Consider the following 25,232-nt stretch of genomic DNA (forward strand, 5'->3'; position numbering starts at 1 on the left):
GCTTAGGTTAGCCTAACCTCGGTATCTGTCCAGGGGGGCCCTGGGATGTGTGCCCGAGGGCGGGGCGCGGAATGCGAACGGGCGCAGTGACACGGATCACTGCGCCCGTCCTCCGGCCCCTCGGCCGGGTGCTGCCGTCTCAGCCGACCAGCCCCAACTCCCGGGCGATCAGCATGCGCTGGACCTCGCTCGTGCCCTCGCCGATCTCGAGGATCTTGGAATCGCGCCACATGCGCGCGACCGGGTACTCGTTCATGAAGCCGTAGCCGCCGTGGATCTGGGTGGCCTCGCGGGCGTTGTCCACCGCGACCGTGGACGAGTGGAGCTTGGCCAGGGCCGCCTCCTTCTTGAAGGACGCGCCGGTCACCAGACGGGCCGCCGCGTCGCGCCAGGCCAGACGGGCCGTGTGGGCCTTCATCTCCATGTCCGCGATCTTGAACTGGATGGCCTGGTTCGACCCGATCGGCTTGCCGAACGCGTGGCGCTCCTTGGCGTACTTGACCGACTCGTCGACACAGCCCTGCGCCAGACCCGTCGCCAGCGCCGCGATGGCGACGCGGCCCTCGTCGAGGATGCGCAGGAACTGGGCGTAACCGCGGCCCTCTTCGCCCAGCAGGTTCGCCGCCGGGACGCGGACGTCCGCGAAGGACAGCTCGCGGGTGTCCGAGGCGTTCCAGCCGACCTTGGAGTACGGGGCCGCGACCGTGAAGCCGGGCGTGCCCGAGGGGACGATGATCGAGGAGATCTGCGGCCGGCCGTCGGGCTTGCGGCCCGTGACCGCCGTGACCGTCACCAGGCCCGTGATGTCCGTGCCCGAGTTGGTGATGAAGCACTTGGTGCCGTTGATGACCCACTCGTTCGTCGACTCGTCGAGCCGGGCCGTCGTCCGGGTCGCGCCCGCGTCGCTGCCGCCGTCCGGCTCGGTCAGGCCGAACGCGCCCAGGATCTCGCCCGCGCACAGGCGGGGGAGCCACTCCTGCTTCTGGGCCTCGGTGCCGTACAGGTGGATCGGCATCGCCCCGAGCGAGACGCCCGCCTCCAGGGTGATGGCGATCGAGGAGTCGACCCGGGCCAGCTCCTCCAGGGCCACGCCGAGCGCCAGGTAGTCACCGCCCATGCCGCCGTACTCCTCCGGGAACGGCAGGCCGAACAGGCCCATGCGGCCCATCTCCCGCACGATCTCGTACGGGAACTCGTGCCGCTCGTAGAAGTCGCCGATCTTCGGCGCCACCACCTCGTGGGCGAACTCCTCGACCGTGCGCCGGAGTTCCTCCAGTTCGGGGGAGAGACGGTAGTCCATGGTGATCACTGCTCCTCGGTGCCCTCGTGGGACAGAGCTCGTACGGTGCGGGAGGGGCTGGGTCGGCCCAGTCGGGCGGCCATCCACGTGCTCGTGGCGACGAGGCGGCCGAGGTCGATTCCGGTGTCGATGCCGAGGCCCCTCAGCATCCACACGAGGTCTTCGGTGGCGAGGTTGCCCGTCGCCGACTTCGCGTACGGGCAGCCGCCCAGGCCGCCCGCCGAGGCGTCGACCGTCGTGACGCCCTGCTGGAGCGCCGCGAGGGTGTTGGCGAGGGCCTGGCCGTACGTGTCGTGGAAGTGGACGCCGAGCACGGACGGCGGCACCCCGGCCTCGTCCAGGGCGGCGAGGAGCGCGACGACGTGACCGGGGGTCGCGACGCCGATGGTGTCGCCCAGGCTCAGCTCGTCGCAGCCCATGTCCAGCAGGGCGCGGCAGACCTGCACCACCTGCGGGACGGGGACCGCGCCCTCCCACGGGTCGCCGAAGCACATGGAGAGGTAGCCGCGCACGTGCACGCCCTCGGACTTCGCCCGGCCCACCACCGGCTCGAACATGGCCAGGGCCTCGTCCACCGTGCGGTTGAGGTTGGCCTTGGCGAAGGACTCCGTGGCGCTGGCGAAGACGGCGACCCGCCGGGCGCCCAGGGACAGGGCGCGGTCCAGGCCGCGTTCGTTCGGCACGAGGACGGGGAGCTCCACCGGGAGGTCCCCGACCATCGGGAACAGGGCCTCGGCGTCCGCCAGTTGGGGGACCCACTTGGGGTGGACGAAGCTCGTCGCCTCGATCGTCGTCAGGCCGGCGCCGGCCAGGCGGCGGATGAACTCCGCCTTCACCTCCGTCGGGACCGTGCCCTTCTCGTTCTGCAGGCCGTCGCGCGCGCCCACCTCGTGGATGCGGACCCGGCTGGGCAGGTCCCGGGCCGGCACGGCCATCGGGAGCCCCGGTGCTGTCATTCCGCCGCCTCCTCGTGCGGTGCGATGACCGCCAGGACCTGGTCCATGGCGACCGTGGTGCCCGGCGAGACGTCCAGCTCGGCGACCGTGCCGGCGTGCGGGGCGGAGATGACGTGCTCCATCTTCATCGCCTCCACCACCAGCAGGCTCTGACCGGCGGACACCTCGTCGCCGACGGCCACCTTCACCACCGTCACCGTGCCGGGCATCGGCGCGGTCAGCGAGTCGGCGCCCCCGTGGGCCGCCCGGGTGAGGGACGCGGCCACCGGGTCATGGTCACGGACGTGCCAGGCGTCGCCGTCCCGGCCGAGCCAGTCCGCGGCGCGGTGGAAGGTGTGCCGGACGCCGTCCAGCGTCACCGCGACCCGGTCGCCGGTGACCGTGGCCGTGCCGCGCGGGGCGTACTCCAGCGGCTCCTGCACCCTCAGGTGGAAGGCCGGTGGCCTCGGCTCGCCGCCCAGGCGCCAGCCGCTGGGGACCGAGAAGGGGTCCGTCCAGCCGCCCGGCTCGGGCTTCAGCGCCTCCAGGCGTACCGCGGCGGCCGCCTCGTAGACCTCCTCCGGCACGGCCGTGGGGACCAGGCCCTCCACCTCGCGCTCGACCAGGCCCGTGTCCATGTCGCCGGAAACCACCGCCGGGTGGGCCAGCAGGCGGCGCAGGAAACCGGCGTTGGTCTGCACGCCGAGCGTGACCGTCTCGGCCAGGGCGGCGCGGAGCTTGCGCAGGGCCGTCGCCCGGTCGGGGCCGTACGCGATGACCTTGGAGAGCATCGGGTCGTAGAGGCTGCCGACCTCCGTGCCCTCGGTGAGGCCCGAGTCGGTGCGCACCCCGTGGCCCTGGGGCTCGCGCAGCCTGAGCACCGTGCCGCCGGAGGGCAGGAAGCCGCGGGCCGGGTCCTCGGCGCAGATGCGGGCCTCCACCGCGTGCCCGGTCAGCGTGACGTCCTGCTGCGTGAAGCCGAGGGGCTCGCCCGCCGCGACCCGCAGCTGCCACTCGACCAGGTCCAGGCCCGTGACCAGCTCGGTGACCGGGTGCTCGACCTGGAGGCGGGTGTTCATCTCCATGAAGTAGTACGAGGACGGATCGGTGCCCGGGACGATGAACTCCACCGTGCCCGCGCCCCGGTAGCCGCAGGAGCGGGCCGCCTGGACCGCCGCCTCGCCCATCGCGGCACGCGTCTCCTCGTCGAGCAGGACGCTCGGCGCCTCCTCGATGATCTTCTGGTGGCGGCGCTGGAGGGAGCACTCGCGCTCGCCCAGATGGACCACGTTGCCGTGGCCGTCCGCGAGGACCTGGATCTCGATGTGGCGGGGCCGGTCGATCCACCGCTCCACCAGGAGCGTGTCGTCGCCGAAGGAGGCGCGGGCCTCGCGGCGGGCCGACGCGATCTCGTCCTCCAGCCGGCTCAGGTCCCGCACCAGGCGCATGCCCTTGCCGCCGCCGCCCGCGCTGGGCTTCAGCAGCACCGGCGCGCCCAGCGCGCGGGCCGCCTCGGCCAGCTCCGGGTCACGTCCGCCGGGCACCACCGGTACACCGGCCTCCTGGACCGTCTCCTTGGCGCGGATCTTGTCGCCCATCAGCGCGATCGCGTCCGCCGGGGGACCGATGAAGACCAGACCCGCCTCGGCGCAGGCGCGCGCGAAGGCCGCGTTCTCGGCGAGGAAGCCGTAGCCGGGGTGGACGGCCTGGGCGCCCGTGCGGGCCGCGGCCTCCAGCAGGCGCTCCACGGAGAGGTAGCTCTCGGACGCGGGGGCCGGGCCGATCCGGACCGCCGTGTCCGCCTCGCGCACGTGCCGGGCGTCGGCGTCCGCGTCGGAGAAGACGGCCACCGAGCGCACGCCCATCGACCGCAGCGTCCGGATGACGCGTACGGCGATCTCGCCGCGGTTGGCCACCAGTACTGTCTCGAACATCGTCGTCCGTCCCCTCACATCCGGAAGACGCCGAACTGGGGGTCACCCAGGGGCGCGTTGGCGCAGGCGGTCAGGGCCAGGCCCAGGACCTGACGGGTGTCCATCGGGTCGATGACACCGTCGTCCCAGAGGCGGGCCGTCGCGTAGTAGGCGCTGCCCTGGCGCTCGTACTGGGCGCGGATGGGGGCCTTGAAGGCGTCCTCGTCCTGCGCCGGCCAGGACTCGCCGCGGGCCTCCAGCTGGTCGCGCTTGACCGTCGCGAGGACCGAGGCGGCCTGCTCGCCGCCCATGACCGAGATCTTGGCGTTCGGCCACATCCACAGGAAGCGGGGGGAGTAGGCCCGGCCGCACATCGAGTAGTTGCCCGCGCCGTACGAGCCGCCGACCACGACCGTGAGCTTCGGGACGCGCGTGCAGGCCACGGCCGTGACCATCTTGGCGCCGTGCTTGGCGATGCCGCCCGCCTCGTAGTCCTTGCCGACCATGAAGCCCGAGATGTTCTGCAGGAACACCAGCGGGATGCCGCGCTGGTCGCACAGCTCGATGAAGTGCGCGCCCTTCTGGGCCGACTCGGCGAACAGGATGCCGTTGTTGGCGACGATGCCGACCGGGTGGCCGTGGATCCGGGCGAAGCCGGTGACCAGCGTCTGGCCGAACTCGGACTTGAACTCGGCGAACCGGGACCCGTCGACGACCCGGGCGATGATCTCGCGCACGTCGTACGGGGTGCGGGAGTCGACCGGGACCGCGCCGTACAGGCCGTGCGGGTCGACCTTGGGCTCGACGGGCTCGGTGACCTCCCAGGGGAGGGGGCCCCGGGCCGGCAGCGTGGAGACGATGGTGCGGACGATGCGCAGGGCGTGCGCGTCGTTCTCCGCGAGGTGGTCCGTGACGCCCGAGACGCGGGAGTGCACCTCGCCGCCGCCGAGCTCCTCCGCGGTGACGACCTCGCCGGTGGCGGCCTTCACCAGGGGCGGGCCGCCGAGGAAGATCGTGCCCTGGTTGCGGACGATCACGGCCTCGTCGCTCATCGCCGGGACGTACGCCCCGCCGGCCGTGCACGAGCCGAGGACGGCGGCGATCTGGGGGATGCCGGCGCCGGACATGCGGGCCTGGTTGTAGAAGATGCGGCCGAAGTGGTCCCGGTCCGGGAAGACCTCGTCCTGCATGGGCAGGAAGGCGCCGCCGGAGTCCACCAGGTAGACGCAGGGGAGGCGGTTGTCGAGGGCGACCTCCTGGGCGCGGAGGTGCTTCTTCACCGTCATCGGGTAGTACGTGCCGCCCTTGACCGTGGCGTCGTTGGCGACGATCACGGTCTCGCGGCCGCTGACCCGGCCGATACCGGCGATGACGCCGGCGGCCGGGGCCTGGTCCTCGTACAGCCCGTCGGCCGCGAGCGGGGCCAGCTCCAGGAACGGTGATCCGGGGTCGAGGAGGGTGTCCACCCGGTCGCGGGGGAGCAGCTTGCCGCGCGCCGTGTGGCGGGCGCGGGCCTTCTCGCCACCGCCCTGTGCGGCCCTGGCGAGCTTGGCGCGCAGCTCCTCCACGAGGGTGCTGTGCGCCTCCTCGTTGGCCCGAAAGGCCTCCGACGCGGGGTCTGCCGCGCTCGTGAGCTCCGGTGCCTCGTGCATCCTGCGGGTCCCCTCACGTGTTAATGAGCGTTAACGCATTTCCTTCAGGTTAACGAGCGCTAACCTCGCTGTCTAGAATCGATTTCATGGCCACGAGAACCGACGCCCCCACCCGCCGTGAGCAGATCCTCAAGGAGGCCGCGCGGCTGTTCGCCGAGCGGGGCTTCCACGGGGTCGGGGTCGACGAGATAGGCGCCGCGGTCGGGATCAGCGGGCCCGGGCTGTACCGGCACTTCCCCGGCAAGGACGCGATGCTCGCGGAGCTGCTGGTGGGGATCAGCGGGCAGTTGCTGACCGGGGCGAAGCGGAGGGTTGCGGAGGCGGACGGGGCGGGGGCGGAGGGGCTGCTGGACTCGCTGATCGAGGGGCACATCGACTTCGCGCTCGACGACCGGCCTCTGATCACCCTGCACGACCGGGAGCTCGATCGCCTCCGGGACAGTGACCGGAAGATGGTGCGGCAGCTGCAGCGGCAGTACGTGGAGCTGTGGGTGGGGGTCGTACGGGAGGTCTACCCGGGGCTGGGTGAGCCCGCGGCCCGGTCCGCCGTGCACTCGGTGTTCGGGTTGCTGAACTCGACGCCGCATCTGGGGAGGGGTGGGGTGTTGCCCGGGCGGGGGGCCACGGCGGAGTTGCTGCATCGGATGGCCCGGGGGGCGTTCGCGGCGGCGGAGTCGTAGGGGTCTTCGCCCAGCCGCCGGCCCGGAGCTGTGGGCTGGTTCACCCACCCGCCCGCCCGAAGCTGTGGGGCAGGGTGCCCGGGCCGCTTCGGGGCTCCGCCCCGGACCCCGGCGGGGGCTGTGCCCCCTGCACCCCCCGGGGGTTCGCCCACCCACCCGCCCGAAGCTGTGGGGCAGGGTGCCCGGGTTGCTTCGGGGCTCCGCCCCGGACCCCGGCGGGGGCTGCGCCCCCTGCACCCCCGGCGAGGGCTGCCCTTGCACCCCGCGGCGCGGCGCAGGCGTCCCCCGCACCCCGGCGCGCAACCGGACAACCCACCCCGCACCCCGGCGCCCACCCGGACAACCCACCCCGCACCCACCCCCGGCGTGACGAGCGTTACCCCCGTCCCACCCTGGACGCCCTCGGATACTCGTCGGTATCTTTGGCTGAGCAAGCGCTTAGACATAGTCGTGGAGGTGGCGGCGTGCGCCGTACGGTGTTCAACGAGGATCACGAGGCGTTCCGGGAGACCATCCGCGCCTTCATCGAGGCCGAGGTCGTCCCCGTCTACGACGAGTGGTTCGCCGCCGGCCAGGCGCCGCGCGACTTCTACTACAAGCTCGGTGAGCTGGGCGTCTTCGGCATCAGCGTGCCCGAGGAGTTCGGCGGCGCGGGCATCGACAGCCACAAGTTCGAGGCTGTCCTCTACGAGGAGACCGCCCGCGCGGGCGTCCAGTTCGGCGGCTCCGGCGTGCACGTGCTGCTCGCCCTGCCCTACCTCAAGATGCTGGCGACGGACGAGCAGAAGAAGCGGTTCCTGCCGAAGTTCGTCACCGGCGAGGAGATGTGGGCCATCGCGATGACGGAGCCGGGCACCGGTTCCGACCTCGCGGGCATGAAGTCCACCGCGAAGCTCAGCGAGGACGGCACGCACTACGTCCTCAACGGCGCCAAGACCTTCATCACCGGCGGCGTGCACGCCGACCGCGTCATCGTCTGCGCCCGCACCTCCGCGCCCACCGCCGAGGACCGCCGCCACGGCATCTCCCTGTTCGCGGTGGACACCAAGTCCGAGGGCTACTCCGTCGGCCGCAAGCTCGACAAGCTCGGCCTGAAGACCTCCGACACCGCCGAGCTGGCGTTCGTCGACGTCAAGGTGCCCGTCGAGGACCTCCTCGGCGAGGAGAACAAGGGCTTCTACTACCTCGGTCACAACCTGGCCTCCGAGCGCTGGGGCATCGCCTTCGGCGCCTACGCCCAGGCCAAGGCCGCGGTCCGGTTCGCCAAGCAGTACGTGCAGGAGCGCACCGTCTTCGGCAAGCCCGTCGCGCACTTCCAGAACACCAAGTTCGAGCTGGCCGCCTGCCAGGCCGAGGTGGACGCCGCCGAGGCCGTCGCCGACCGCGCGACCGAGGCGCTGGACGCCGGCGAGCTCACCCCCGCCGAGGCCGCCTCCGCGAAGCTGTTCTGCACCGAGGTCGCCCACCGCGTCATCGACCGCTGCCTCCAGCTGCACGGCGGCTACGGCTACATGAACGAGTACCCGATCGCCCGCCTGTACGCGGACAACCGCGTCAACCGCATCTACGGCGGCACCAGCGAGATCATGAAGACGATCATCGCCAAGGACATGGGCCTGTAAGGCCCCCGGCGCCGGCGCACGATCACTGGCCGGTACAACTACCTCATGAGCCAGGCACTCCAGGACCTCCTCGATCTGCTCGACCTCGAGCAGATCGAGGAGGACATCTTCCGCGGCCGTTCCCGGTCCGCCGTCGTCCCGCGGGTCTTCGGCGGGCAGGTCGCGGCCCAGGCGCTCGTCGCCGCCGGGCGGACCGTCCCGGCCGACCGGCCCGCGCACTCGCTGCACGCGTACTTCCTGCGGCCGGGCGACCCCGGCGCGCCCATCGTCTACACCGTGGACCGGATCCGGGACGGGCGTTCCTTCACCACGCGCCGCGTCGTCGCCGTCCAGCACGGCAAGCCGATCTTCCACCTGTCGGCGTCGTTCCAGGTGGCGGAGGACGGGCTGGACCACCAGGAGCCCATGCCCGCCTCGCCCGACCCCGCCACGCTGCCCACCGGCGAGGAGCGGCTGCGCGGTTACGCCCACCTCGACCCCGAGGTGGTCGAGCGGTTCGTCGAGGCCCGGGCCGCCGTCGACCTGCGGTACGTCGACGAGCCGCCGTACGGGAGGTTCGGCGAGCCGCGGGAGCCGCACTCGCAGGTGTGGTTCCGCACCAACGGCAAGCTGGACAGCGGGATCGACGACCCCCTGCTGCACGTCGTCCTCGCCACGTACGTCTCCGACATGACGCTGCTGGACTCCGTGCTGCTCGCGCACGGGCGCGGCGGCTGGGCCGTCGGGGACGTCGTCGGGGCCTCGCTGGACCACGCGATGTGGTTCCACCGGCCGTTCCGCGCCGACGAGTGGCTGCTGTACGACCAGGAGTCCCCGTCCGCGCACGGCGGCCGGGGACTGGGCCAGGCCCGCATCTACACACAGGACGGGCGGCTGGCCATCACGGTCATCCAGGAGGGCGTCGTCCGCGTCCCCCGCGCCCGGGACTGACCCGGCCGGGGCCCGGCCACCCGGGGCGGGCCCTAGCCCAGCCCCGCCTCCGAGAGCAGGTACGCCGTCATCGGGTCGTAGTGGCGGGGGCTGATCACGTGGTCGTCCAGGGGGACCGTCACCTGCACGGTGCCCTCGGCCTCCGCCAGGAACAGGGCCGGGTCGTTGCAGTCGGCGTAGCCGACGGAGTCCACGCCGTGCTGTCCGGCGTAGCCCGCCCAGCCGTGGTCGGCGACGACCAGGTCGGGCAGGGGGCGGCCCGCGCGCTCCAGGGCCGTCAGGATCGCCTTCATCGGTTCGCCCGAGTGGGTGTGCCACAGCGTCGCGCCGTGCTCCAGGACCGCCACGTCCGCGAACTGCATGACGTAGCCCTCCTCGGTGGTCAGCCCGTCGGGGATGACGACGATCTCGCAGCCGGCCGTGCGCAGGGCCGCCGCGGTCGCGCGGTGGACGTCGAGCAGGCCGCCGGGGTGGCCGGTGGCGAACAGGACGCGCTGGCCGCCGTCGGCCGCCTTGCGCAGCCGCGCGGCGAGCCGCTCCAGGCCCGAGACCGTCAGCTCGGGGTCGATCGTGTCCTGGCCGTACCGGTGCCCGGGGTCGTCGTTGACGCCGGCGCGCTCCGCCATCACCGCCAGGACGTCCTGCTCGTCGGTCCAGCGGTCGCCGAGTTCCAGGCCGAGCCAGTAGTGGCGGTCGCCGTTCGCCAGCTTGCGGTAGTGGGAGAGGTTGTTCTCGCGCGGGGTGGCGACGTCGCCCGCGATGCGCGTCCGTACGAGGTGGTCGACGAGTTCGGCGCGGCTGGGGGTCCCGGTTATCGGCATGGGTCCCATTGTGGGGCAGCCCCAGGTGGGCGTCCCTGGCGTATCGCGCGCTGGGACGTGCGTCACGTACTCAGGGCGGGACCGGTTCCGGATGCGCGCGGGTACTCAGAGGCGCCGCAGCGCGAACCACAGCTCCATGCGGACGTCCGGATCGTCGAGGTCGCTGTCCAGCAGGCGCGCGCAGCGGGCGACGCGCTGGCGCACGGTGTTGCGATGGACGGACAGGGCCACCGCCGTGCGGTCCCAACTGCCGTGCAGGGACAGCCAGGTGCGCAGGGTCTCGGTGAGCGCGGGGTGGGCCGTGACCGGGGCGAGGAGCGCGCGGGCGTGGGCCGCCGCCTCGTCCGGCGGGACCAGGTCGGCCAGGGCGGGGCGCGGTGCGTGCCGGAGCAGCGGGGCGCGGGTGGCGCGGGCCCGGGCCAGGGCGCGGGCCGCCTGCGTGTCGGCGGCGGCGAGGTCGGCCGGGGCGACGGCGGCGCTGACGCCGAGGGTCCAGCCGGGCAGCGTGGCCGGGGCGTGACCGGCCGGCACCAGGACGCGTACGGCGTCGCTCGCCGGGTCGACCAGGGCGGAGCCGAGCGCGGCGCCCAGGGCGGACGCGGCGACGGGGTCCGCGGGGCCGTCCCCGTCCGGCCGCGCGTGCACGACGACCCACTCCCCGTCGCCCAGCAGCGGGGCGACCTCCCCGGGCGGGGCGCCCAGCAGCAGCCGCACGAGTGCGGCGGAGCGGGCGGCGCCGGTGCCGCCGTGCTGCTCGCCGGTCAGGAGGGACAGCAGGACGGCGGCGACGGAGGCGATGGTGTGGTCGCCGGGGTCGCTGGCGGGGGCGGCCACCCCGAGCACGAAACCGTGCCCGGCGCCGAGCGCGTACGCGGCGAGGTGGAGTCCGGCGGTGGTGTCGGCGGCGGAGGCGGGCCCGGGGCGCTCGGCCGGGTCACCCGCCGGTCGTACCACGCCCGCCAGCGCCGCCAGGGCCTCGCGCGCCTCGGCCGCGGGCTCCCGGCCGGCCGCCGCGAGCCGCGCGCCGTCCGGTCCGTAGAGCACCGCCCATCCGGCCAGCCGCCCGGCGAGCTGGCGCAGGACCGAGGGGACCGGGTCCGGGCGGGAGGCCGCGGAGGCGAGGCGCTGCTGGGCGTCGGCGACCCGGCGCAGTTCCGCCAGGCGCGCCCGGGCCATCAGCTGCCAGACCGCGCGGGCGACGCCCGAGAAGGTGGTCCGCGGGGGCACCTCGAGCAGGGGGAGGCGGTGGCGTGCGCAGGCCCGGGCCAGGGGCTGCGGCACGGTGTCGTGCACCGGGGCCACGCCGAAGCCCAGCGCCGCGCCGCCCGCGGCGACGATCCGGGAGACGTAGGCGTCGAAGTAGCCGGCCGGGGCGTCCTGCGGGATGTGCACACCGGCCGAGAGCAGCAGTTCCCCGCCGAGCAGGTACGGGAACGGGTCGGCCATCTCCGAGGTGTGCACCCAGTGGACGACCCGGTCCGGGTCGTCCGGGCCGGCGACCTGCCGCAGGCCGAGGTCCTCGCGCTCCAGCAGCGCGGACAGGCGTACCGGCGGGGTGGGCGGGACGGCCGGTTCCGGCATGGTGTGCGTTCCCTCCATACCGCGCGGTTCGAATGGATGAAACGTACACTTCGCAGTCGCTTTCCGGCCACCTAGGGTCAGTGCTCGTCAACCTCGTCCCCACGACCGAGCGTGTGCGAAGGAGGCCCCATGGCCGTCGACTACCTCGTGATCGTCGTCTACCTGGCCGGCATGCTGGCCATGGGCTGGTGGGGCATGCGCCGCGCCCGCTCCAAGAGCGAGTTCCTCGTGGCCGGCCGCCGCCTCGGCCCGGCCATGTACTCGGGCACCATGGCGGCGATCGTCCTCGGCGGCGCCTCCACCATCGGCGGGGTGGGACTCGGCTACCAGTACGGCCTGTCGGGCGCCTGGATGGTGTTCACCATCGGCCTGGGCCTGCTCGCCCTGTCCGTCTTCTTCTCCGCCCGCATCGCCCGCCTGAAGGTCTACACCGTCTCCGAGATGCTGGACCTGCGCTACGGCGGCGGCCGCGCGGGGGTCATCTCCGGTCTGGTCATGTGGGCGTACACGCTGATGCTCGCGGTGACCTCGACCATCGCCTACGCCACGATCTTCGACGTCCTGTTCGACCTGAACCGCACGCTGGCGATCGTCCTCGGCGGTTCGATCGTCGTGGCGTACTCCACGCTCGGCGGCATGTGGTCGATCACGCTCACCGACATGGTGCAGTTCGTCGTCAAGACCATCGGCGTGCTCCTGCTCCTGCTGCCCATCGCCGTCGTCAAGGCCGGCGGGTTCGCCGAGATGAAGGCGCAGCTGCCCACCGAGTACTTCGACCCCCTGGGCATCGGCGGCGAGACGATCTTCACGTACGTGCTGATCTACACGTTCGGCATGCTCATCGGGCAGGACATCTGGCAGCGGGTCTTCACCGCCCGCAGCGACCGCACCGCCAAGTGGGGCGGGACCGTCGCGGGCACATACTGCCTCGCCTACGCCCTCGCCGGTGCCGTCATCGGCACGGCGGCCAAGGTGCTCTACCCGAAGCTCGGCAGCCCGGACGACGCCTTCGCCACCATCGTCAAGGACGAACTGCCCGTCGGGGTGCGCGGGCTGGTGCTCGCCGCCGCGCTGGCCGCCGTGATGTCGACCTCCTCCGGCGCGCTGATCGCCTGCGCCACCGTCGCCAACAACGACATCTGGTCGCGGCTGCGGGGCCTCGGCGGCAGGACACCGGCCGGCGACCACGACGAGGTGAAGGGCAACCGGGCGTTCATCCTGATCATGGGCCTGGCGGTGATCGGCACGGCCATCGCGATCGACAACGTCGTGGAGGCCCTGACCGTCGCCTACAACCTCCTCGTCGGCGGACTCCTCGTGCCGATCCTCGGCGGCCTCGTGTGGAGGCGCGGCACGGTGTACGGCGCCCTCGCCTCCGTCGTGGTCGGCGGCGTCGCGGTCGTCGTGCTGATGGCGACCCACGGCATCCTCGCCAACGAGCCGGTCTACTACGGGCTGCTGGCCTCGCTCGCCGCCTACGTGATCGTCTCCCTGGCGACCCCGGCCACCGACGCCGCCGTCCTCACCGCCTGGCGCGAACGCCTGGCCGGGCGCTCACCCGAACTCGCGTCCGAACCTGCCCCGGCCGCCCAGTAGAGTCGTAGGGCAAGCAGTACATACGCGATGAAGCGTAGGAAAGAAGGCATTACTTCATGAGCAGCAACGAGACCCCGCGCGGCCCCGTCGACTCCTCCCGCGTCCCGCGGTACGCCGGTCCCGCCACCTTCGCCCGGCTGCCCCGGCTGGACGAGGTCGGCCGCGCCGATGTCGCCGTGGTCGGCGTGCCGTTCGACTCCGGTGTCTCGTACCGGCCGGGCGCCCGCTTCGGCGGCAACGCGATCCGTGAAGCGTCCCGGCTGCTGCGCCCCTACAACCCGGCGCAGGACGCCTCGCCCTTCGCCCTGGCGCAGGTCGCGGACGGCGGCGACATCGCCGTGAACCCGTTCAACATCAACGAGGCCGTGGAGACCGTCGAGGCCGCCGCGGACGACCTGCTCGGCACGGGCGCCCGGCTGATGACCCTCGGCGGCGACCACACCATCGCGCTGCCCCTGCTGCGCTCGGTGGCGAAGAAGCACGGCCCCGTCGCCCTGCTGCACTTCGACGCCCACCTGGACACCTGGGACACCTATTTCGGCGCCGAGTACACGCACGGCACCCCGTTCCGCCGCGCGGTCGAGGAGGGCATCCTCGACACCGAGGCGCTCTCCCACGTCGGCACCCGCGGCCCGCTGTACGGCAAGCAGGACCTCACCGACGACGAGAAGATGGGCTTCGGCATCGTCACCTCGGCGGACGTCTACCGCCGCGGCGCCGACGAGGTCGCCGACCAGCTCCGCCAGCGCATCGGCGACCGGCCGCTGTACATCTCCATCGACATCGACTGCCTCGACCCGGCCCATGCCCCCGGCACCGGCACCCCCGAGGCCGGCGGCATGACCTCGCGCGAACTGCTGGAGATCCTGCGCGGCCTGGCCTCCTGCAACCTCGTCTCGGCCGACGTCGTCGAGGTCGCCCCCGCGTACGATCACGCCGAGATCACGTCGGTGGCCGCCTCCCACACGGCGTACGAACTGACCACGATCATGTCCCGCCAGATCGCCGCGGCCCGGAAGGACTCGGAAGCCAAGTGACCCACGACCACGACCTGGTGCTCCGCCCGACGCCCGCGCAGACGGAGGCCGCCCTCAACCCTCCTCCCGGCCGCAACGGCGGAGACCTGGTCGTGGAGACGCTGGCCGGGCTCGGCGCCACGACCGTCTTCGGCCTGCCCGGCCAGCACGCCCTCGGCATGTTCGACGCGCTGCGCCGCTCCGACCTGCGCTACATCGGGCTGCGGGTGGAGAACAACGCGGGGTTCGCGGCCGACGCCTACGGCCGGATCACCGGTGAGGCCGCGCCGCTGCTGCTGTCGACCGGACCGGGCGCGCTGACGTCCCTCGCCGCGCTCCAGGAGGCGGCGGCCGCCTCCGCGCCCGTGCTGGCGATCAGCAGCCAGGTCCCGACGGCGGGCCTGGGCGGCGGACGCCGCGGCTACCTGCACGAACTGCCCGACCAGGCCGCCTCGTTCCGGGGTGTGGTGAAGTCCGTCCACACCGTGCGCACCCCGTCGCAGATCCCCTCGGCGATCGAGGCGGCCTGGAAGTCGGCCTTGACCGCCCCGCACGGGCCGGTGTGGGTGGAGATCCCGCAGGACGTGCTGCTCGCCCGGACGTCGATCCCGGTCGTCACCGGCGGCGACGCCTTCCCCGAGGATCTCGTGCCGCGCCCCGAACTGACCGCCGTCGCCGCCGACCTGCTGTCCCGTGCGGCCCGGCCGGCGATCATCGCGGGCGGGGGCGTGGTCCGCGCGGACGCCTCGGGGAAGCTGAAGCAGCTGGCGGAGCGGATCCAGGCCCCCGTCGTCACCACGCCCGGCGGCAAGGGCGCCTTCCCCTGGAACCACCCGCTGTCCCTCCAGTCCTGGATCGAGGACCGGTACACCACCGACTTCCTGGAGGACGCGGACGTCCTGCTGGTCGTCGGCTCGGGACTCGGTGAACTGTCCTCCAACTACCACACGTTCAGGCCGCGCGGCCGGGTCGTGCAGATCGAGGCCGACCTCGGCAAGCTGGAGTCCAACCACCCGGCCCTCGGCATCCACGCGGACGCCCGCCTGGCCCTCCAGGCCCTGCTGGAGACGGTCGCGCCCCGCGAGGACGCCGCCGCGGCGGACCGCGTCCGGGCGGTACTGGCCAAGGTCGCCGGCCGCATCGCCGCCCAGGAACTCACCCTGGAGCAGGAGGTGCTGGCGTCCGTGCGCCGGGCCCTGCCCGCCGACTCGCCGTCCTTCTGGGACATGACGATCCTGGCGTACTGGGCCTGGTCGGCCTTCGACGCCAAGGGCCCCAACCACATGCACTCCGCGCAGGGCGCCGGCGGCCTCGGCTACGGCTTCCCGGCGGCCCTGGGCGCGGCCGCCGCCGACCCGGCCCGCCCGGTCCTCGCGGTCTCCGGCGACGGCGGCGCCCTGTACTCGATCGCCGAGCTGGCCACCGCCCGCCAGTACGACCTCGACGTCACCTGGCTGATCGTCGACGACGGCGGCTACGGCATCCTGCGCGAGTACATGAACGACGCGTTCGGCGAGGCGACCGCGACCGAGCTGACCCGGCCCGACTACGTGGCCCTGGCCGAGTCCTTCGGCGTGCCCGGTGTCCGCACGAGCCCGGAGAACCTGGAGCAGGACCTCGCGAAGGCGCTGCGCACGCCCGGGCCCTCGGTGGTGGTGCTCCCCGCGGTGCTGCGGATGTTCGCGCCGACGCACCTGGACTGAGCGGGCACGGGCACGAGCCCGTAACGACTCGCACAATCCTTCGCACTCCCTACAACCATTCGACGGCACCCGGCGGTCAAGGGGTGCATGACTTCAGGGACATCCCGCCGCACCAGAGTGCTGGCGGTCGCCGTGGGTACGGGCGTCCTCGTGCCGCTCGTCGCCGCCGCCACCCCCGCCGCCGCCGCGCCGCCCGCCGTGACCTGCACGTCGGCCAAGGCCGGTCTGGCCGCCAAGCTGACCAAGGACATCACCGCCGCGCTCGCCACCCGCAAGGGCACGGTCGCCGTCGGCCTCCACGACCGCAGCACGAACACCACCTGCACTCTGCGCGCCGGCTCCGCCTACGACTCGGCCAGCGTCGTGAAGGTCGCCGTGCTCGCCACCCTGCTGTGGGACGCGAAGAAGACGAACCGGTACCTCACCGACCGCGAGGCCGGCCTCGCCAAGGCGATGATCACCAAGTCGGACAACGCCGCGACCTCGACGCTGTGGAAGCAGCTCGGCATGACGAAGATCAAGAACTTCCTCACGGCCGCCGGCATGACCCAGACCAAGCCCGGCGCCGACGGCTACTGGGGCCTCACCCAGATCACCGTCACCGACGAGCAGAAACTGCTCAAGCTCATCACCGGCAAGAACGCGGTGCTCAGCGACAGCTCCCGCGCCTACCTCCTGAAGCTGATGGGCCAGGTCGTGTCGTCCCAGCGCTGGGGGACGCCGTACGGGGTGCCCTCCGGTGTCACCGTGGCGGTGAAGAACGGCTGGCTGCAGCGCTCCAGCAACGGCTGGCGCGTGCACAGCATCGGCGCGTTCAAGGGCGGTGGCCACGACTACACGATGACGGTGCTCTCGCACGGCAACAGCACCATGAACTACGGCATCGCCACCATCCAGGCCGTGGCCAAGGTGATCCACCGCGACCTGGCGGCCAGCTGACGGGGCCCGGCCCGTGCCGCCCGCCGGCGGGCGGAATTGTTACGGCGGGATGAAATCGGCCGCTCACGGCGTTGGAGCCTTCCGGCAGACCAGGACGACCGGAAGGCACGGGTGTGACACCGCAACGGGGATGGGCACGACGGCTGTGGGCCTACGCATGGCGCCACCCCAAGGACGTCGTCCTCGCCCTCGGCTCCTCGCTGGCCGGCATGGCCGTGATGGCGCTCGTGCCGCTGATCACCAAGGTGATCATCGACGACGTCGTCAGCGACCACACCCGGTCCATGACCACCTGGGCCGGGCTCCTCGTCGCCGCCGCCCTGGCCGTGTACGTCCTCGCCTACGTCCGCCGCTACTACGGCGGGCGGCTCGCCCTCGACGTCCAGCACGACCTGCGGACGGAGATGTTCGGCACGATCACCCGGCTCGACGGCCGCCGCCAGGACGAACTGTCCACCGGCCAGGTCGTCGGCCGCGCCACCAGCGACCTCCAGCTCATCCAGGGCCTGCTGTTCATGCTCCCGATGACCATCGGGAACTTCGCGCTGTTCCTGATCTCCCTGGTGGTCATGGCGTGGCTGTCCGTGCCGCTGACCCTGGTCGCCCTGGCCGTCGCCCCCGCCCTGTGGTGGATCGCCCGGCGCAGCCGCACCCGGCTGCACCCCTCCACCTGGTACGCCCAGGCCCAGGCCGCCGCCGTCGCCGGTGTGGTCGACGGGGCCGTCAGCGGTGTCCGGGTCGTCAAGGGCTTCGGGCAGGAGGAGCAGGAGACCGGCAAGCTCCGCCAGGTCGGCCGCCGGCTCTTCGCGGGCCGGCTGCGCACGATCCGGCTCAACTCGGTCTACACCCCGGCCCTGCAGGCCGTCCCCGCCCTCGGCCAGGTCGCGATGCTGGCGCTCGGCGGCTGGCTGGCGGTGCGCGGGCACATCACGCTCGGCACGTTCGTCGCCTTCTCCAGCTACCTGGCCCAGCTCGTCGGGCCGGTCCGGATGCTCGCGGTGGTGCTCACCGTCGCGCAGCAGGCCCGCGCGGGCACCGAACGCGTCCTGGAGCTGATCGACACCGAGCCCGCCATCCGGGACGGGGAGAAGGACCTGCCGGCCGACGCCCCCGCGACGGTCGAGTTCGACGGCGTCTCCTTCGGCTACGACACCGGCCGCCCGGTCCTCGACGGACTGTCCTTCCGGATCCGCCCCGGCGAGACCCTCGCCGTCGTCGGCTCCTCCGGCTCCGGCAAGTCCACCGTCTCCCTGCTGCTGCCGCGCTTCTACGACGCCACCCGCGGTGCCGTCCTGGTCGGCGGCCACGACGTGCGCGAGCTGACCCTCCGGTCGCTGAGGTCCGCGATCGGGCTGGTCCCGGAGGACTCCTTCCTCTTCTCCGACACCGTCCGCGCCAACATCGCCTACGGCCGCCCGGACGCCACCCAGGAGGAGATCGAGAAGGCGGCCCGGGCCGCCCAGGCGGACCGGTTCATCGCCGACCTGCCCGACGGCTACGACACCACCGTCGGCGAGCACGGACTGACCCTGTCCGGCGGGCAGCGCCAGCGCATCGCCCTGGCCCGCGCCCTGCTCAGCGACCCGCGCCTGCTGGTCCTGGACGACGCCACCTCCGCCGTGGACGCCCGCGTCGAACACGAGATCCACGAGGCCCTCAAGGGCGTCATGCGCGGCCGCACCACGCTGCTGATCGCCCACCGGCGCTCCACCCTGAACCTCGCCGACCGCATCGCCGTGCTCGACGGCGGCCGGCTCGCCGACATCGGCACCCACGACGAGCTCCAGCGCCGCTCGGCCCTCTACCGGCGGCTGCTCACCGACCCCGACGAGCTGGGCGGGGTCTCCCCGGGCCACACCCCGCCCGCCTGCCCCGAGGAGGACACCTCCGTCCGGGACGAGCTGGACGCCGAGTACGACGCCGAGCGCGGCGTCACCCCCCGGCTGTGGACCGGGGACCGCGAGCGCGAGGACACCGCCCTCGCCGACAGCCCCGCCACCCCGGAGCTGCTCGCCCAGGTCGAGGCGCTGCCCCCGGCCACCGACGTGCCCGACGTCGACGAGGCGCGGGCCGTGCGCCCCGAGGACTCCTACGGACTGCGCCGGCTGCTGCACGGCTTCGGATGGCCGCTGCTGATCAGCCTCGCCCTGGTCGCCACCGACGCGGGCATGGGCCTGCTGCTGCCCGTGCTGATCCGGCACGGCATCGACTCCGGCGTCACCCAGGCCGCGCTCGGCGCCGTGTGGGCGGCGGCCCTGCTGGGGCTCGGCACGGTGGCCGTGCAGTGGGCGGCCCAGGTCGGCGAGACCCGCATGACCGGGCGCACCGGCGAGCGGGTTTTGTACGCGCTGCGGCTGAAGATCTTCGCCCAGCTCCAGCGCCTCGGGCTCGACTACTACGAGCGGGAGCTGACCGGGCGGATCATGACCCGGATGACCACCGACGTCGACGCGCTGTCGACGTTCCTCCAGACGGGCCTGGTCACGGCCTTCGTCTCGGTCGTCACCTTCTTCGGCATCATGGTCGCCCTGCTGGTCATCGACGTGCAGCTCGCCCTGGTCGTCTTCGCGACGCTGCCGCCGCTGATCATCGCCACGTTCTTCTTCCGCCGGGCGAGCGTCAAGGCGTACGAACTGGCCCGCGAGCGGGTGTCGGCGGTCAACGCCGACCTCCAGGAGTCGGTGTCGGGGCTGCGGATCGTGCAGGCGTTCCGGCGTGAGCGCGACGGCGGGCGGCGGTTCGCCGAGCGCAGCCACAGCTACCGGCAGGCCCGCGTCCGCGGCCAGTGGCTGATCTCCGTGTACTTCCCGTTCGTGCAGTTCCTGTCGTCCGTGGCGGCCGCGGCCGTGCTGATCGTGGGCGGCGCCCGGGTCGACGACGGGACGCTGGCGATCGGCTCGCTGGTGGCGTACCTGCTCTACATCGACCTGTTCTTCGCGCCGGTGCAGCAGCTCTCCCAGGTCTTCGACGGCTACCAGCAGGCGACCGTCTCCCTGGGCCGCATCCAGGAGCTGCTGCGCGAACCGGCCTCGACGCAGCCCGCCGCCGCACCCGTCCGGGTCACCTCCCTGCGCGGCGACATCGCCTTCGAGGACGTGCACTTCGCGTACGGGGCCGGCGACGAGGGCGAGGCGGCCCTCGCCGGGATCGACCTGCGCATCCCCGCCGGGCAGACCGTCGCGTTCGTCGGCGAGACCGGCGCCGGCAAGTCCACGCTGGTCAAGCTCGTCGCCCGCTTCTACGACCCGACCGCGGGCCGCGTCACCGTCGACGGGACCGACCTGCGGGAGCTGGACCTCACCTCCTACCGGCACCGTCTCGGGGTCGTCCCGCAGGAGGCGTACCTCTTCCAGGGCACCGTCCGCGACGCCATCGCCTACGGGCGCCCCGACGCCACCGACGCCGAGGTGGAGGCGGCGGCCCGGGCGGTCGGCGCGCACGAGATGATCGCCACCCTGGAGGGCGGCTACCTGCACGAGGTCGCCGAGCGCGGCCGCAACCTGTCCGCGGGCCAGCGCCAGCTGATCGCCCTGGCCCGGGCCGAGCTGGTCGACCCGGACGTCCTGCTGCTCGACGAGGCGACGGCCGCCCTCGACCTGGCCACCGAGGCCCAGGTCAACCAGGCCACCGACCGCCTGGCGGGCCGCCGCACGACGCTGGTGGTCGCCCACCGCCTGACCACCGCGGCCCGCGCCGACCGGGTCGTCGTGATGGACCGCGGCCGCGTCGCGGAGGACGGCACCCACGACGAACTGCTCGCCCGCGGCGGGCGCTACGCGCGCCTGTGGCGGACGTTCGTCGGCGCCGAGCCGGAGGAGCCGGTCGGCGTGAGCCGCTGACCGGGCGGATGAGCCTGTTTCGTAACGCCCGTGCAACCGTCCGACATACGTCATGCGTCCGTACTGCCGTACGCCGATGGTCGCGGACGACGCGGAGGACGACAGTGGACAGTGGACCGATACGCCGGCGGCTCGCGCTCGGTCTGGCCCTGCTGACCGCGGCGGGGCTGCTCGCGGTCGCCGCGCCGGGCCAGGCGCAGGCCGCCTCCGCGTCCTGCCCCGGCCGCAAGGTCCGCACGCTGCCGTTCTCCACGGGCACCGTCCTCGTCTACAGGCGCGGCGGCTACGTCTGCGCCGTGACCACCACCAAGCGGCCGGGTGTGAAGCGCACGATGTCCGTCAGCGTGCAGGCCCGGGGCAACCGGCCGGTCGTCGACACGGGCCGGTACGCCCACCGCGCGGGACCGGTGACCGTGCACGCCGGACGCCGCTGCGTGTGGCTCAAGGGGCGGGTGGGGGCAGGCCGGTTCAGCTCCGGCTGGACCCTCTGCTGACACCCCGCCCCGCGGGGCCGTACGGGTCCGCGCACAGGGTTTTCCCCATGTCCCCTGGTGCTCCGGCGAGTTGGTCCGCTAGCTTCCGGCGCACATATGTCTCACAGGGGAGTGCGCATGCGCAAGGCGCTCAGATGGCTGCTGGCGCTCACGGTGCTGATAGGCACGTTGAGCACGGCGGGAGCGGCCACCGCCGCCGGAGCCACCGGCACCGACGGCACCACCGACATCAAGGAGAGGCTGCTGTCCATCCCGGGCATGAGCCTGGTCGAGGAGAAGCCCTACACCGGCTACCGCTTCTTCGTCCTGAACTACACCCAGCCGGTCGACCACCGGAAGCCGTCCAAGGGCACGTTCCAGCAGCGCATCACCGTGCTGCACAAGGACGTCGCGCGGCCGACGGTCTTCTTCACCAGCGGCTACAACGTCTCCACGACGCCCCGCCGCAGCGAGCCGACGCAGATCGTCGACGGCAACCAGGTCTCCCTGGAGTACCGCTACTTCACGCCCTCGCGTCCCGCCCCGGCCGACTGGTCGAAGCTGGACATCTGGCAGGCCGCCAGCGACCAGCACCGCGTCTTCACCGCGCTGAAGGGCGTCTACAGCAAGAAGTGGATCTCCACGGGCGGCTCCAAGGGCGGCATGACCGCCACCTACTACGAGCGCTTCTACCCGCGTGACATGGACGGCGTGGTCGCCTACGTCGCCCCCAACGACGTGGTGAACAAGGAGGACTCGGCCTACGACCGCTTCTTCGCCCGCGTCGGCACCAAGGAGTGCCGCGACCGGCTGAACGCCGTGCAGCGCGAGGCGCTGGTGCGCCGCGAGCCGCTGGAGAAGAAGTACGCGGCCTACGCCGAGGAGAACGGCCTCACCTTCACCACCATCGGCAGCCTGGACAAGGCCTACGAGGCGACCGTCCTGGACTACGTGTGGGGCTTCTGGCAGTACAGCCTGCTGTCCGACTGCGACCAGATCCCGGCCGACGCCAAGAACGCCACGGACGACGAGATCTGGAACAGCGTCGACACCATCTCCGGCTTCTCCGCCTACGCCGACCAGGGGCTGTCCACCTACACGCCGTACTACTACCAGGCCGGCACCCAGCTCGGCGCGCCCACGATCCACTTCCCGTACATCGAGAAGCGGTACATCCGCTACGGCTACCAGCCGCCGCGCAACTTCGTGCCGCGTGACATCCCGATGAAGTTCCAGCCGTCGGCGATGCGCGACGTGGACACCTGGGTCCGCCACCACGCCCGCCGCATGCTCTTCGTCTACGGGCAGAACGACCCGTGGGGCGCGGAGCCGTTCCGCGTGGGCAAGGGCGCGAAGGACTCCTACGTCTTCACCGCCCCCGGCATGAACCACGGCGCCAACGTCGCGGGCCTGGTGCCCGAGCAGAAGGCGCTGGCCACCGCCCGCATCCTCGACTGGGCGGGAGTCGCCTCCGGCACGGTCCAGGCCGACCCGCAGGCGGCGAAGCCGCTGGCGAAGTTCGACAGCAAGCTCGACAAGCGTGACGTGCGGCGCGAGATGACGCTGCGTCCGTGACCCACCCGCGCCCGGCCGTTCACAGCGGCCGGGCGCACCCCACGGGCCGCTCGCCGCCCAGCCGCACGTACAGGGCGGTCGTACCCGGGCAGTCCGCCCGCCGGACCACCGCCCGTGTGACCTCGTACTCGGGCTTCTCCCCGCCCTCGCCGTCGCAGGCCGTCTCCCGGACCTGCCCGCCGCCGGAGCCGTACACGCAGTCGCCCACGATCGTGCGCGGCCCGCCCCCGCCACCGGGATCGCCCGGGTGCGGCGGCTGGAGGTTGCGCATGCAGGCGTAACCCCGCGGCACAGCCCCGTCGCCGTCTTCGTCGAAGGAGGGCCGCTGCTCGCTGATGTGCAGCACGAAGTCGGTGGTGGGCGGACAGCGCGGCCCGTCCCGGACCGTGCCGGTGTGCCGGGCCGTCACCCGGGCCGCGGCCCGTTCCCCGGAGCACGGCACCTCGGTGAAGCTCGTCGTGCCGAACGAGCTGCATTCGCCGACCGCGAGGAACACCGCCCCGTACCCCGGCGGCCGGGCCGGCACCGGGGACACCGAGGCGGTCCGTCCGGGCGTCGGGCCGCTCGGAACGCCGTCCCCGCCCGGTCCTCCCGCGGGACGCCGGCATCCGCCCAGCAGCGCGCCGAGCAGCGCCAGCAGCCCGCAGACCACCCCCACGGAACGTCTCCCACGCATGGCCGTACCCCCCGGTTGTGCCCGCCCAGCGTGGCCCGCCGCGACGGGCGCACGCCAGGGACACAGGGGGCTTTGCGCACGATGGGGGTGGTGCGCCCGTTCCGTGGCGTACGTCTAGTACGTCAGGCCGTGCCCGATCGGGTACAGCACCTGCGCCGGGTCGTCCGCCCGCTGCACGGGCACCGGCAGCTTCCCGCGCGGCCTCACCCGTCCCGCGATGACCCGGGCGGCGGCCCGCACCTCGACGTCCGTCCAGGAGTAGGCGGCCAGGTACGCCGGCACCGACGGCAGCTGGGCCACGTCGTACGGGTTGCGGATCGCCACCGCCACGACCGGCGTGCCCGTGGCCACCAGCTGCTCGACCAGCGTCCGCTGGCTGCTGCCCGCGCCGACGTTGTACGTGGCCACCACCACCGCGTCCACGTCCCGTGCGGCCGCCACCGCCTTGGCGATCGTCGCCGCCGTGGGGGCCGTGCCGGTGGACGACGCGGTGGCGGTGAAGCCCAGGTCGGACAGGGCGCCCGCCAGCACGCCCGTGGGCGGTCCGGTCGTCCCCGACGGCGAGGCCGGATCGGCCCCGACCACGAGCACCCGGGGGTACCGGCGCCGCGACAGCGGCAGCAGCCGCCCCTCGTTGACGAGCAGGGTGGTGCTCCGCTCGGCGATCCGGTCCGCCGCCGCGCGGTGCGACCGCGTCCCCACGGTCCGCTCGACGTCACCGAGCCGGACGTACGGCTCGCGGAACAGCCCCAGCTTGGCCTTCAGCCGCAGGATCCGCAGCACCGAGCGGTCGAGCCGCTCCTCGGTCAGCTCCCCCTCGCGCACGGCGGTCAGCACGGCGTTCCACGCGAGGTCCAGGTCGGGCGGGTTGAGGAGCTGGTCCACACCCGCCTTCAGGGCCAGCACCGGCACCCGCTCGTCGCCGTACTTGGTGCGCACCCCTTCCATACCGAGGGAGTCGGTGACCACGACCCCGTCGTAGCCGAGGCGTTCGCGCAGGATGCCGGTGAGGATGGGGCGGGAGAGGGTGGCCGGGTCGCCGGAGTCGTCGAGGGCCGGGACCATCAGGTGCGCGGTCATGATCGAGTCGATGCCGGCGGCGATCGCCGCCCGGAACGGCGGGGCGTCCAGCTTCTCCCACAGCTCCCGGCTGTGCGTGATGGTGGGGAAGCCCGTATGGCTGTCGACGTTGGTGTCGCCGTGCCCGGGGAAGTGCTTCGCGGTCGCGGCGACCCCGGACCTCTGGTACCCGGCGACCTCGGCCGCCACCAGCGCGGACACGGCCTGCGGGTCGGCGCCGAAGGACCGTACGCCGATGACCGGGTTGGCCGGGTTGACGTTCACGTCGGCCACGGGGGAGTAGTCCTGCCGGATCCCCATGGCCCGCAGTTCGCGCCCGGCGACGCGCCCCAGGGTGCGGGCGTCGGAACGCGATCCGGCCGCACCGACGGCCATGGCCCCCGGGAACAGGGTCGCGGGTTCGCCGACCCGGGCCACGATCCCGTGCTCCTGGTCGGTGGAGACGAGCACGGGCAGGCCCCTGGGCAGCCCGAGGGAGGCCCGCTGGATGCCGTTGGACAGGTCGGCGATCTGGTGCGGGTCCCGGGTGTTGTGCGCCCAGGTGAAGTAGATGATGCCGCCGACCCGGTACCGGGCGATCAGCTCGGCGGCCGTGCGGACGCCGATCTCCTTGAGGTTGGCGTCGATGTCGGCCTGGTCGGGGGCAGTGGCGGAGTGGCCGTAGACCCGCATCACGAACAGCTGGCCGACCTTCTCCTCCAGCGTCATCCGGGAGACCAGCGCGCGCAGGCCGCTGTCGTCCGGGGCGGCGGCCGCGTGCGCGGGCCCCGTCGCCGCGAGGGCCGCGGTGACGCCGGCCGTGGCGGCGAGAACCGTGCGTCTGGAGGGTTGTGCGGTGCTTCCCGTACTTGCCGTGCCGGTGTCGTGCACGTGCGCTCCTTCCGGAGGTGATCCGCTCGGA

Annotated in this window: 18 protein-coding genes; 10 read left to right on the forward strand and 8 right to left on the reverse strand. The window is 72.9% G+C overall.

Annotated elements, in window-relative coordinates:
• Positions 1–139 precede the first annotated feature (139 nt).
• The 4 genes from ACH4C6_RS21180 to ACH4C6_RS21195 are packed head-to-tail and all read right to left on the reverse strand — an operon-like array spanning position 140 to position 5,800.
• Positions 140–1,300, reverse strand: a complete 1,161-nt coding sequence (locus ACH4C6_RS21180) for an acyl-CoA dehydrogenase family protein (protein WP_398110134.1) — start codon at positions 1,298–1,300, stop codon at positions 140–142.
• 5 nt (positions 1,301–1,305) lie between these two features.
• Positions 1,306–2,256: a hydroxymethylglutaryl-CoA lyase gene (locus ACH4C6_RS21185; protein WP_398110135.1), complete on the reverse strand. Its 951-nt coding sequence runs from the start codon at positions 2,254–2,256 to the stop codon at positions 1,306–1,308.
• A complete protein-coding gene (locus ACH4C6_RS21190) occupies positions 2,253–4,169 on the reverse strand; it encodes a biotin carboxylase N-terminal domain-containing protein (protein ID WP_398110136.1) in 1,917 nt (638 codons plus the stop codon). Before ACH4C6_RS21190 ends, ACH4C6_RS21185 begins: the two co-directional genes overlap by 4 nt.
• A gap of 14 nt (positions 4,170–4,183) precedes the next feature.
• Positions 4,184–5,800 carry a carboxyl transferase domain-containing protein gene (locus ACH4C6_RS21195; RefSeq protein WP_398110137.1) on the reverse strand — a complete coding sequence of 539 codons (1,617 nt, stop codon included), beginning with the start codon at positions 5,798–5,800 and terminating at the stop codon, positions 4,184–4,186.
• Between the two features lie 86 nt (positions 5,801–5,886).
• On the opposite strand from ACH4C6_RS21195, the gene ACH4C6_RS21200 reads away from it, so the two are divergent.
• From ACH4C6_RS21200 to ACH4C6_RS21210, 3 genes are all read left to right on the forward strand, one after another.
• Positions 5,887–6,480, forward strand: a complete 594-nt coding sequence (locus ACH4C6_RS21200; protein WP_398110138.1) for a TetR/AcrR family transcriptional regulator — start codon at positions 5,887–5,889, stop codon at positions 6,478–6,480.
• Positions 6,481–6,944: 464 nt separating this feature from the next.
• Positions 6,945–8,102: an acyl-CoA dehydrogenase family protein gene (locus ACH4C6_RS21205; RefSeq protein WP_398110139.1), complete on the forward strand. Its 1,158-nt coding sequence runs from the start codon at positions 6,945–6,947 to the stop codon at positions 8,100–8,102.
• Between the two features lie 45 nt (positions 8,103–8,147).
• Positions 8,148–9,032, forward strand: a complete 885-nt coding sequence (locus tag ACH4C6_RS21210) for an acyl-CoA thioesterase (RefSeq protein ID WP_398110140.1) — start codon at positions 8,148–8,150, stop codon at positions 9,030–9,032.
• 32 nt (positions 9,033–9,064) lie between these two features.
• On the opposite strand, the gene ACH4C6_RS21215 is transcribed toward ACH4C6_RS21210, so the two are convergent.
• Complete coding sequence (locus ACH4C6_RS21215) at positions 9,065–9,853, reverse strand: phosphatase (protein WP_398110141.1); 789 nt, start codon at positions 9,851–9,853, stop codon at positions 9,065–9,067.
• 105 nt (positions 9,854–9,958) lie between these two features.
• Entirely contained in the window at positions 9,959–11,434 is a 1,476-nt protein-coding gene (locus ACH4C6_RS21220) for a PucR family transcriptional regulator (protein ID WP_398110142.1), read from the reverse strand.
• 129 nt (positions 11,435–11,563) lie between these two features.
• Here ACH4C6_RS21220 and ACH4C6_RS21225 point away from each other — a divergent pair, with 129 nt between their 5' ends.
• The 7 genes from ACH4C6_RS21225 (at position 11,564) to ACH4C6_RS21255 (ending at position 22,575) form a co-directional block, all read left to right on the forward strand.
• On the forward strand, positions 11,564–13,030 hold the full coding sequence (locus ACH4C6_RS21225) for a sodium:solute symporter (RefSeq protein WP_398110143.1): 1,467 nt from the start codon (positions 11,564–11,566) through the stop codon (positions 13,028–13,030).
• A 56-nt stretch (positions 13,031–13,086) separates the two neighbouring features.
• Positions 13,087–14,067: an agmatinase gene (gene speB / locus ACH4C6_RS21230; protein ID WP_053674033.1), complete on the forward strand. Its 981-nt coding sequence runs from the start codon at positions 13,087–13,089 to the stop codon at positions 14,065–14,067.
• The gene (locus ACH4C6_RS21235) at positions 14,064–15,749 is read left to right on the forward strand and encodes a thiamine pyrophosphate-binding protein (protein WP_398110144.1); all 1,686 of its coding nucleotides are present in this window, start codon (positions 14,064–14,066) and stop codon (positions 15,747–15,749) included. The genes speB and ACH4C6_RS21235 overlap by 4 nt, the downstream gene beginning before the upstream one ends.
• Positions 15,750–15,836: 87 nt before the next feature.
• A complete protein-coding gene (locus ACH4C6_RS21240) occupies positions 15,837–16,688 on the forward strand; it encodes a serine hydrolase (protein ID WP_398110145.1) in 852 nt (283 codons plus the stop codon).
• Positions 16,689–16,801: 113 nt separating this feature from the next.
• Positions 16,802–20,527: an ABC transporter ATP-binding protein gene (locus ACH4C6_RS21245; RefSeq protein ID WP_398110146.1), complete on the forward strand. Its 3,726-nt coding sequence runs from the start codon at positions 16,802–16,804 to the stop codon at positions 20,525–20,527.
• Between the two features lie 104 nt (positions 20,528–20,631).
• A complete protein-coding gene (locus ACH4C6_RS21250) occupies positions 20,632–21,021 on the forward strand; it encodes a hypothetical protein (RefSeq protein ID WP_398110147.1) in 390 nt (129 codons plus the stop codon).
• Positions 21,022–21,138: 117 nt separating this feature from the next.
• A complete protein-coding gene (locus ACH4C6_RS21255) occupies positions 21,139–22,575 on the forward strand; it encodes a S28 family serine protease (RefSeq protein ID WP_398110148.1) in 1,437 nt (478 codons plus the stop codon).
• Positions 22,576–22,594: 19 nt separating this feature from the next.
• Here the strand turns inward: ACH4C6_RS21255 and ACH4C6_RS21260 are convergent, their stop codons facing one another.
• Positions 22,595–23,251, reverse strand: coding sequence for a hypothetical protein (locus ACH4C6_RS21260; RefSeq protein ID WP_398110149.1), 657 nt, complete (start codon positions 23,249–23,251; stop codon positions 22,595–22,597).
• Between the two features lie 114 nt (positions 23,252–23,365).
• Positions 23,366–25,201, reverse strand: a complete 1,836-nt coding sequence (locus tag ACH4C6_RS21265; RefSeq protein WP_398110150.1) for a glycoside hydrolase family 3 protein — start codon at positions 25,199–25,201, stop codon at positions 23,366–23,368.
• Between the last annotated feature and the right edge of the window lie 31 nt (positions 25,202–25,232).

The organism is Streptomyces sp. NPDC017943, from assembly GCF_044328425.1.
Lineage (GTDB): Bacteria > Actinomycetota > Actinomycetes > Streptomycetales > Streptomycetaceae > Streptomyces > Streptomyces djakartensis_A.